Here is a 4,895-nt window from a genome sequence, read left to right as displayed (position 1 = left end):
GTGCAATGGTATCTCGACAACGAGGCCTGGTGGCGCCCCCTCCAAAACCGCGACGGCGTCGGAAAACGTCTCGGCGGCACCAAATGATCTTGGTGTTTGGCAAATCTGGTCAAGTGGCCCAAGAGCTACAGCATCAGGGTGATGTTATGGCGTTTGGGCGGGATGACGTTGATCTGATGCTGCCCGGCGCTGCCAAGGCGGCGATTGATAGGCACAAACCGCGTCTGGTCATCAATGCCGCCGCCTATACGGCCGTCGACAAGGCCGAAGATGATGAGGCGGCAGCCCATCAGCTTAATGCCGTCGCCCCCGGCGAGATGGCCTTGGCCTGCGCGGATCTTGGTTGCCCATTCCTGCATATTTCGACCGATTACGTCTTTGACGGCTCGGGTCAATCCCCATGGCGGGAAAACGACCCTGTTGCACCGCTAGGCGTCTATGGGCGCACCAAATTGGCGGGCGAAGAGGCGGTGCGCGCCGCCAATGGCCATCACGCTATCTTGCGCACCTCATGGGTGTTTTCGGCCCATGGTGGGAACTTTGTCAAAACCATGCTGCGCCTGTCAGAAACCCGCGATGCCTTGAACGTGGTGGGGGATCAGATCGGTGGGCCAACCCCGGCCGCCGATATTGCGGCAACGCTTCTTGAGATGGGGCACCAGATGCAGGCGGGCCATGCGGGCGGCACCTACCACTATGGCGGTCAACCGAGCGTAAGCTGGGCCGACTTTGCCCGCGCGATCTTTGATCAGGCCGGGCGAGACATGCGTGTTACCGATATTCCCAGCAGTGACTATCCCACTCCGGCGTGCCGCCCGTTCAATTCCCGTTTGGACTGCTCAAAGCTCAAAACTGATTTCAATATTGCCGCGCCTGACTGGACTGTCGGGCTTACGGCGGTTCTCAAAAATTTGGAGACGAACTCGTGACGACGCGCAAAGGAATTATTCTGGCTGGTGGCTCAGGCACGCGGCTTTATCCCATCACCATGGGTGTCTCAAAGCAATTGCTGCCGATCTATGACAAGCCGATGATCTTTTACCCGCTTTCGGCCCTGATGCTGACTGGCATCCGCGAGATTTGCATCATCACCACGCCGCAAGATCAAGATCAGTTCATGCGCACCCTCGGTGACGGTAGCCAATGGGGGCTATCGTTGACCTATCTGGTGCAACCCTCGCCGGATGGGTTGGCCCAGGCCTATTTGTTGGCCGAAGAGTTTCTTGACGGTGCGCCCTCGGCGATGGTCTTGGGCGACAACATCTTTTTCGGTCATGGCTTGCCCGGCAAACTACATGCCGCAGATGCCCAAGCCGCCGGCGGTACCGTTTTTGGCTATCGTGTGAGTGATCCCGAACGTTATGGCGTGGTGGGGTTTGACGATGATGGCAATGTGAACCAGATCATTGAAAAACCCGAGGTCCCGCCGTCGCCTTACGCGGTCACAGGGCTGTATTTCTTGGATGGCTCCGCCCCGGAACGCGCCCGTGCTGTGAAACCCTCACCTCGGGGTGAGCTTGAGATCACCTCCTTGCTGGAAATGTATCTTGAGGACGGGTTGTTGAGCGTCCAGCAAATGGGTCGCGGGTTTGCCTGGCTTGATACTGGCACCCATGCGTCCTTGTTGGATGCTGGGAACTTTGTGCGCACCTTGTCGGATCGCCAAAGCCAACAGGTCGGGTGCCCCGAAGAGATCGCGTTTGAAAACGGCTGGATCAGCCGAGATCAGCTACGTGCCCGCGCGGAGCTCTTCAAGAAGACCAATTATGGAACCTATTTGCAGGGGTTGGTTGGATAGTCGCGCCCCTCTAAAGTCAACAATCCTCGGGTGGAGAGTCGCTTACCTAACGCTCAACTCTTCCCCCTTGGCGGATCAGTGTCTAAAGCAGGTGTATAGAGAAGAGAGATTGACCCCATGGCGCGTATTTTCATCACCGGAACTGCTGGTTTTATTGGCTATCACCTTGCCGACCTGATGCTAAGCGAAGGTCATGTGGTTCACGGTTTTGACGGGATGACCGATTACTACGATGTCACCCTGAAACAGCGCCGCCATGCGATGTTGTCCCAGAACCCCAACTTCACGGCGACCGAAGCCATGCTTGAGGATCGTGATGCGATTGACGGGGCTATTGACGCCTGTGACCCTGAGATCATCGTGCATCTCGCAGGGCAAGCCGGGGTGCGCTACAGCCTTGATAATCCGCGCGCCTATGTCGACGCTAATGTCACCGGCACCTTCAACGTCATGGAAGGCGCGCGCCGCCACAAGGTTCAGCATCTGATGATGGCCTCGACCTCTTCTGTCTACGGGGCCAACACCGAGATGCCCTTTGCTGAGACCGACAAGGCCGACACGCCGATGACGATCTATGCCGCCACCAAAAAGGCGACCGAGGCAATGGGCCATTCCTATGCCCACCTATACGATATGCCGACCACGATGTTCCGGTTCTTTACCGTCTATGGTCCTTGGGGGCGCCCCGATATGGCGCTGTTCAAATTCGTCAAAGCGACGCTCGAAGGGGATGCCATTGATGTGTATAACCACGGCGAAATGTATCGCGATTTCACCTATGTCACCGATCTGGTCCGTGCCATTCGCCTATTGATGTTTGATGCGGTGCCCGAGCGCCCTGAAAACGGCAAAGTGCCTGAGGGCGATAGTCTCTCGCCTGTCGCGCCATTCCGGGTGGTCAATATCGGCAATTCCAAATCCGAACGCCTGATGGATTTTGTCGAAGCGATCGAAGACGCCTTGGGCCAGAAAACCACCCGAAACATGATGGATATCCAACCTGGTGATGTGCCTGCGACATGGGCCAATGCCGAACTGCTTGAGACCCTAACCGGCTATCGTCCGCAAACCGATATGCGCGACGGGGTGAAACGCTTTGTTGGGTGGTATAGAGACTATTACAACGTCTGAGTTGTTGTCCCGTACGCTGCCTTAAGTCCCGGTTTAGCATCGCGGGCCAAGCTGTTCTTATCCGAAAAGGAGAGCAGTTATGGCCAATGCCAGACCACCCGAGCTTTGGAACCCAGAAACCTATGAGCGCGCCCGCAAGATCGCCACATCAGACGCGTTTTGCTGTTGCGGGGCGCCGGTTCCGGAACCCATAGCGACACAGCAGTATGATTGCGCCATTCGCATCCATTGTGGGCACTGCGATAGCTTTACCGCAGTCCCGAATTTTTGAGATGGCCCAAGTGGGGTGTGGAATAGCTCCCCTACCCTCTTGAATAAACGTCCTCATAGCGCACGATGTCGTCTTCTCCGACATATGATCCGGTCTGAACTTCGATCAACACCATCGGCACTTTGCCGGGATTTTCCATGCGGTGGACCGCGCCGAGCGGGATGTAGACGCTCTCATTTTCGGTCACCAGTTTGACCTCGTCATCCACCGTGACTTTGGCGGTGCCTTCGACCACAATCCAATGTTCGGATCGATGCACGTGGCTTTGGAGCGATAACGCCGCGCCGGGGTGCACCATGATGCGCTTGACCTGAAAGCGGCCACCCACCACGAGGCTTTCGAACCACCCCCAGGGACGGTGATCTTTGGGGAATTGGGTGGCTTGATCAGCCTGCTTTTCCTTGAGCGCCGCAACCGCCAGTTTGACGTCCTGCGCGCGCGACATATCAGCAACCAAAACCGCGTCATTCATCGCCACTGCCATGATATTTTCAAGGCCAATGCCGACAACCTCAAGCCGTTCACTATCGGCGCGCAGCAAGGTGTTGGTGCAATCAATTGCCGTGGCCCCACCGGTGGTCACAACGCCGGTTTCATTCGGTCCACTCTCGCGCCAAACCGCATCCCAACCGCCCAAATCAGACCAGCCAGAGGTGAATGGAACAACAGACAGATTGTCGGCACGCTCCATCACCGCATAGTCCACAGAGATATCTTCCGCCTTGGCCCAAGGTTCCGGCGCTAAACGTAAAAATCCAAGATCTGGCTTGGCGTGAGTCACAGCGGCGCGCACTGGAACCATTAGGTTGGCAGCGTATTTTTCAAAAGCAGCGATGATATCGGTGGCCCGGAAAAGGAAAATTCCGGCATTCCACATGAAAGTCCCCGCTGCCAGCATCTCTGCGGCGTGGGTTGCATCGGGCTTTTCGACAAAGCGAGATAGCTTAACTGGGGCACCCTTGGGCGGGGCGCTAAGCTCAAGATAGCCATATGCGGTTTCTGGATGGGTGGGCGCGATGCCAAAAGTGACAAGATCGCCCTGTCCCACAGGCCCCAAGCCTTGGACCACAGCGGCGTGAAAGGCTGCAATATCGGGTACAACATGGTCTGATGGTGCCACCAACATCACCGCATCCGGGTCCTCGGCTTGCGCGTGTAGCGCGGCAGCAAGGATCGCAGGCGCAGTATTGCGCCCCTCCGGCTCAATCAGAATGGCACCGGGGTCGATGCCAATGGCTTGTAGCTGTTCAACAACGATAAACCGAAAGTCGGAATTGGTCAGCACAAGCGGCGCCTTGAAAGCAAGCGCATCACTATGTCCAGACAGTCGCTTTGCCGAAGATTGAAAAAGAGTTTCCTCACCCATGAGGCCAACAAATTGTTTGGGGTAACTCTTGCGCGAAAGAGGCCAAAGGCGCGTGCCGGAGCCGCCGCATAAAATAACTGGGGTGATAGAAGTCTCAGGCATCACAATAATCCCAACTGGAAAAGTTTGGCACCATGTCTCACTGAGATCGACCGTGCTGCAAGCGTCAGATTGGAAAAAATCAGGGATGTTGCAAGGATGGCGGCAAGGCACGCATTTTCTTAGAAAGAATTCGTATTGCTATAAATGTAATAGATATTGGTTGCGGGAGTAGGATTTGAACCTACGACCTTCAGGTTATGAGCCTGACGAGCTACCGGGCTGCTCCA

General features: G+C 56.2%; 5 protein-coding genes. 4 read left to right on the top strand and 1 reads right to left on the bottom strand.

The features are described from left to right. Positions 1-83 precede the first annotated feature (83 nt). From rfbD to Q1A43_RS22300, 4 genes are all read left to right on the top strand, one after another. Entirely contained in the window at positions 84-929 is an 846-nt protein-coding gene (gene rfbD / locus Q1A43_RS22315; protein WP_299939044.1) for a dTDP-4-dehydrorhamnose reductase, read from the top strand. Beyond that, on the top strand, positions 926-1,798 hold the full coding sequence (gene rfbA / locus Q1A43_RS22310) for a glucose-1-phosphate thymidylyltransferase RfbA (protein WP_299939043.1): 873 nt from the start codon (positions 926-928) through the stop codon (positions 1,796-1,798). Before rfbD ends, rfbA begins: the two co-directional genes overlap by 4 nt. 117 nt (positions 1,799-1,915) lie before the next feature. Then, complete coding sequence (locus tag Q1A43_RS22305) at positions 1,916-2,929, top strand: GDP-mannose 4,6-dehydratase (RefSeq protein ID WP_299939042.1); 1,014 nt, start codon at positions 1,916-1,918, stop codon at positions 2,927-2,929. Positions 2,930-3,008: 79 nt separating this feature from the next. After that, positions 3,009-3,200, top strand: a complete 192-nt coding sequence (locus tag Q1A43_RS22300) for a hypothetical protein (RefSeq protein ID WP_299930367.1) — start codon at positions 3,009-3,011, stop codon at positions 3,198-3,200. Between the two features lie 31 nt (positions 3,201-3,231). On the opposite strand, the gene Q1A43_RS22295 is transcribed toward Q1A43_RS22300, so the two are convergent. Further along, the gene (locus Q1A43_RS22295; RefSeq protein WP_299939040.1) at positions 3,232-4,668 is read right to left on the bottom strand and encodes a mannose-1-phosphate guanylyltransferase/mannose-6-phosphate isomerase; all 1,437 of its coding nucleotides are present in this window, start codon (positions 4,666-4,668) and stop codon (positions 3,232-3,234) included. Positions 4,669-4,895 lie beyond the last annotated feature (227 nt).

Source organism: uncultured Pelagimonas sp., assembly GCF_947498515.1.
In the GTDB taxonomy this organism is placed as follows: Bacteria; Pseudomonadota; Alphaproteobacteria; order Rhodobacterales; family Rhodobacteraceae; genus Pelagimonas.
The sequence above is the reverse complement of the archived record's forward strand: the minus strand, read 5'-3'. Positions and strand labels throughout refer to the sequence as shown.